This window comes from Arminella tubonensis, from assembly GCF_003240585.1.
Lineage (GTDB): Bacteria > Pseudomonadota > Alphaproteobacteria > Rhizobiales > Rhizobiaceae > Rhizobium > Rhizobium tubonense.
In genome coordinates this window covers 1-3,890 of the sequence record NZ_PCDP01000085.1, presented here as the reverse complement: position 1 = coordinate 3,890, position 3,890 = coordinate 1, and the positions used below count along the sequence as shown (strand labels likewise).

The following is a 3,890-nucleotide window of genomic DNA, read 5'->3' as shown; positions in this document are numbered from 1 at the left end:
GAGAGAGGCCAGCGACGCCAGCCGCCGCCATGCAGCGGACCATCCAACGATTGAAGGCATGGGAAAACAGGATCAACCCGTACTCGAGTTCGGACAGGGCCGGCGAGCTTCCGCCTGCCAGATGCGCGGACGACACGATCAATTCGCGCCGTGGTTTTTTGTCATTCAGTTTTCCAATGAGCCCTCTCACGCTTGCTCCAGGAAGTGACTGACTGTGGGTTTGGGGAGGGTGGGGCTTGCGAGCCGGCGGAAAGACCCGCCAGCCAGCCCGGAACAGATCGTATCAGCTAACCTCTCGGGCGCCGTTCACGGACGATGAAGATTGGTTACGTTTACACCATGACGCATCAACCTAGCGCTTGGGAGGCGAAAGAGCGCCCTGCAGATGAGCGCCGTTGATTTCGCTCCCGCCTCTGAATAGCCGCGCTCCTCATCATCGACATCCTTTCCATCAGCGTCGCCATGCGCCGTCCCCCAATGACCAAGTTCCGTTTCAAGATGATTCCTAGTCGGTGACTGCGGCCGCCGATCGGTTCGCGAGCGTCAGGGGTGCGTGTTTCCAGCAGACAAAGCCCCGCGATGCGATGGTGGTGTGTGATAACGGGGCAGTAAGGCGTTGCTATTGCTAATGCTGTCTGATGGCGCCAAGTCGAACTAACGCATGCCCCGTGGCGCCAATTTGAATCAAAAGGTCTTCTCTCATCTCCCTGTCGGTGACGACCTTGATTTTGGTCCATTTGTCTACCTTGGTATCGAGCGGTACGGGCAATCCCTCCCGCAGCAAGAGAGTAAGCTCGGGTGCTATGTCCGACTTGTAGATGCAAATTCTCATTGCACGGCGCCCAACTGCACAGAATTGTGACAGTTACATTGCGCTGCGTTACCAATTATTGCAATGCCGCAAACGCTTCGCCGCTCGTTTCGCAACGTTCCCGCACTTCCATTGCCGACTGGTCTGTCAGCGGCGCTTGCAAGCGTTGGCGATCGTGATGCCGGCTTTTCGCTGCCGCACGGGCGCGGCGATGAGTTTTTTCATCATGTTGCGCCGAGACCCGATCCACGTGGCATGCCGAAAGGGCCGCGACCTCGTGACATCGTTGATTCCTTATGCCGAACTCGGCATAAAGGATCTTATCCCGAGCCCGAGACTATGCCGATCAGGCTGCCTAAGCCTCGGGATTTCCTATAAGAAACGCCGCATCGGCTCGGCATAGTTTGGGAAGACAAGCAAGCAGGATCTCATCGGCGACGGCAACCCCGAGCAGCGCTTGCAGAGCGCTGTTCGGGCGAAAACGGCCAGTGGTAGTTGCAAGCGCCGGGCGACCAATGGCCGGCGCTCGCTTCGGCTGGTTAGAGCGCGTTCAAGAATGACAGCAGCTTATCATCCGGTACGAAACGGCTTGCTTTCCATCCCTCCAGCGGCGTCACCCTCGCCAAAGCGGCCTCCTTGAGCGCGATATGCGCATGGAGATAGGTCAGCGTTGTTTGACTCGACTCGTGACCAAGCCATAGCGCAATCACCGTCAGATCGACACCGGCCAATAGCAGCTCCATGGCGGCGCTGTGCCGAAGCGTGTGCGGGGTGATACGCGTTTCGCCCTCAGGGAGCGACAGGTAATGCCTGATGAAAACGGTATTCAATTTTGAACGGGATGCGCGAGCAGCAAACCAATGGGTGATTGTTGCATTTTTCGCGGCATTCATCTTCTGGGGGTTTGGATACGAGACCGTCTGGCAGCGCCTGACGCAGCAGATAGATGGGACTATCATTTCGCGCCGTGACATTCCGTACACTGGCGCTCCACGTTACTCGGCGCACTACGTTATCTTAGGGAGAGATGGCAAGGAGCAAATCTATGAGGCCGGTGCTACAGATGCGGCGCTCCAGCGAAACCTGCCTATCGGAGCGCATATCGATAAGAAGTGGGGACAACTGGGTTATTATGTAAATGATCGGTGGGTGGCGTTTCCGAAAGCCTTTTATGGCGTGGTTCTCCTCGTCGCCATAGCTTTGTCGCTATATGCGGCGAGACTTTGGTGGAGACAGCGGCACTAAAACGCTCTGCGCATTCGGCGCCCACAAGCGATGGTTCAGATCATTACCGTCCTAGCGATTTCGGTGACCGCTAGTGGCGCAATCCGGAAGAGCCTTTTCCCACAGTCGACCCCATGCGGTCATGCGAAGGGAATGAGCGTTCCCTGATGAAATATCATCTGCCAGCGACCATCGAGAAATTTATAGATCGAGCTTCGCAGGGTTTGGCGACCCTTCTGCGTTTCCGTCGATATGTGGGTGCTTTTGTAAGTGACCAAAACCACGCCGTGGGAAAGCTGACTGACGGAAAAGTCTGACACCTGAGGCAACGGTGTCAGTGCCGACACATCCTCGCCTGCGAGAGCTGTGATCGTGATTTGCTTGTTATACACTCGGCCAGAACTTCCGAATTCAATGAACTCATCGGCGAGCAAATCATTGACAAGGCTAGGTGTCGACCTGACTTCAGGACGATGAAGGGTAGTCTCCAAAGAGAAAAACAGCTCGGCATTATGCTCATCGAATGACATCTAGGCTCCAGACCGAATTGACGTCCTACGATGCTACAATGAAACTTCGATAGTTCAATGTCCGGTGTTGGCGCGATGCGGAAGCTAGCCGCATCCGGCGCTGGCCCGAAGCCGACATTCATCGAATGTTCATCACGATCCGCGCATTATCCGGAGTCCTTCGAGCGCAACTGGCCATTTGCTGGTGATGGTTTATTCTCATTGAACGAAACCCGAATTTAATCACTTTACCGCGCCTGAATGCGCGGATTGTTGGTGGCTGAGCGAAGGCTCATAATGGGTGGAGAACATGAGATGAGGAAACTGATTCTTCTGACGGCTGCATTGTCTTTTGCGGCCCTGTCTGGACCAGCTTTTGCCGAAACGACGATTCCAACTACACCCGACGGCGCTAAGGGGGTCTGCAAGACCGGGACGTCGTGCAGTATGGTTCCGTGCGGCAGCACATATTGCAGTGTCCACTGTCCTTCGCCGACTGAATGCTACGTCATCGTCTTCCTCAAGAAGCCGAAACATCCCCCTGTCGTCATGAACCCAAAAAGCACTCATAAGCTTCAGCCGTAGCCCCCCGCCGCCGTTGCAGCGGTCAGATTTTCCGTGGCTTGGCGGCTGTCATCGGTGGCTTGTTGGGACCGTTATTCCTGATGCTTGGCCTGTCGCAGACAACTGCTGCTTCAGGATCGTTGCTTCTCAATCTGCCGGGCCTGGCGACAATGGCAATCGCCTGGTCGTCTTCCGGTAAGATGTCGACAGGCGCGTCAGTCCTGTCCTGTCATGCTCGCCTGCGCCATTTGGGAACCGCACGCACAGGTGCCTATTTCTCGCTCGCGCCATTCATTGGCGCTGTGTTGGCGGTGACTTTTTTCGCGACGCAGTGACCATACAGCTTCTGCTCGCGGGCCTGTAGATGGACATAGGCATCTGGCTACATCTGTCCGAGCGACACGATCAAGAGCATGTCCGTAAGCCGCTGGAGCACGAGCACTCGTATCCACGATGAGCGTTCACCATCACGAACATGACGGCTCATTGAGCAAGCCGCATGCGCACTGGCTCCGCCACAAGCCAATGCGTCGCAAGCATCCCCATTATCGTGATCTTCATCACCGGCCCAGTCACGGATGAACTGTCGCGCAGGCGGCTTGAAACGAAGCCGAAGAAACTGATCGCGCCGATGGCCCAGTGTCCGGTGTTGACGGATTTCGTTGAAAAACTCGATGGATTTGCCGATCATCCGCCCGTTTGGGTCTTTTGGGCGAAGTAGGTATCGCTTTCTGCCCCGCGCCTCAGCGCAGGGTATCGATCTATGCCGCTCTCATGCAGCA

The 3,890-nt window shown here is 56.0% G+C and carries 6 protein-coding genes and 1 pseudogene; 4 read left to right on the top strand and 3 right to left on the bottom strand.

Annotated elements, in window-relative coordinates; genetic code table 11:
* A pseudogene (locus tag CPY51_RS32165) lies at window positions 1-190 on the bottom strand (winged helix DNA-binding protein); the annotation flags it as partial.
* Between the two features lie 628 nt (window positions 191-818).
* On the opposite strand from CPY51_RS32165, the gene CPY51_RS32155 reads away from it, so the two are divergent.
* Entirely contained in the window at window positions 819-1,214 is a 396-nt protein-coding gene (locus tag CPY51_RS32155; RefSeq protein WP_154677754.1) for a hypothetical protein, read from the top strand.
* A 136-nt stretch (window positions 1,215-1,350) separates the two neighbouring features.
* Here the strand turns inward: CPY51_RS32155 and CPY51_RS33685 are convergent, their stop codons facing one another.
* Window positions 1,351-1,704, bottom strand: a complete 354-nt coding sequence (locus CPY51_RS33685) for a tyrosine-type recombinase/integrase (RefSeq protein WP_338049449.1) — start codon at window positions 1,702-1,704, stop codon at window positions 1,351-1,353.
* Between CPY51_RS33685 and CPY51_RS33680 the strand changes: the two genes are divergently transcribed.
* A complete protein-coding gene (locus CPY51_RS33680) occupies window positions 1,625-2,056 on the top strand; it encodes a hypothetical protein (protein ID WP_244598856.1) in 432 nt (143 codons plus the stop codon). The genes CPY51_RS33685 and CPY51_RS33680 overlap by 80 nt on opposite strands.
* 119 nt (window positions 2,057-2,175) lie before the next feature.
* Here CPY51_RS33680 and CPY51_RS32145 read toward each other — a convergent pair whose 3' ends face one another.
* Complete coding sequence (locus CPY51_RS32145; protein ID WP_111164421.1) at window positions 2,176-2,565, bottom strand: nuclear transport factor 2 family protein; 390 nt, start codon at window positions 2,563-2,565, stop codon at window positions 2,176-2,178.
* A 626-nt stretch (window positions 2,566-3,191) separates the two neighbouring features.
* Between CPY51_RS32145 and CPY51_RS32140 the strand changes: the two genes are divergently transcribed.
* Entirely contained in the window at window positions 3,192-3,443 is a 252-nt protein-coding gene (locus CPY51_RS32140) for a hypothetical protein (protein WP_146260221.1), read from the top strand.
* A gap of 215 nt (window positions 3,444-3,658) precedes the next feature.
* A complete protein-coding gene (locus CPY51_RS32135; RefSeq protein ID WP_206607277.1) occupies window positions 3,659-3,829 on the top strand; it encodes a hypothetical protein in 171 nt (56 codons plus the stop codon).
* Window positions 3,830-3,890: the final 61 nt, after the last annotated feature.

What these genes read in the sequence shown, in the direction of transcription:
- CPY51_RS32155 (WP_154677754.1), top strand. Translation starts at nt 819, where the DNA reads ATGCAAATTCTCATTGCACGGCGCCCAACTGCACAGAATTGTGACAGT.
- CPY51_RS33680 (WP_244598856.1), top strand. Translation starts at nt 1,625, where the DNA reads ATGAAAACGGTATTCAATTTTGAACGGGATGCGCGAGCAGCAAACCAA.
- CPY51_RS33685 (WP_338049449.1), bottom strand. Translation starts at nt 1,704, where the DNA reads ATGAATGCCGCGAAAAATGCAACAATCACCCATTGGTTTGCTGCTCGC.
- CPY51_RS32145 (WP_111164421.1), bottom strand. Translation starts at nt 2,565, where the DNA reads ATGTCATTCGATGAGCATAATGCCGAGCTGTTTTTCTCTTTGGAGACT.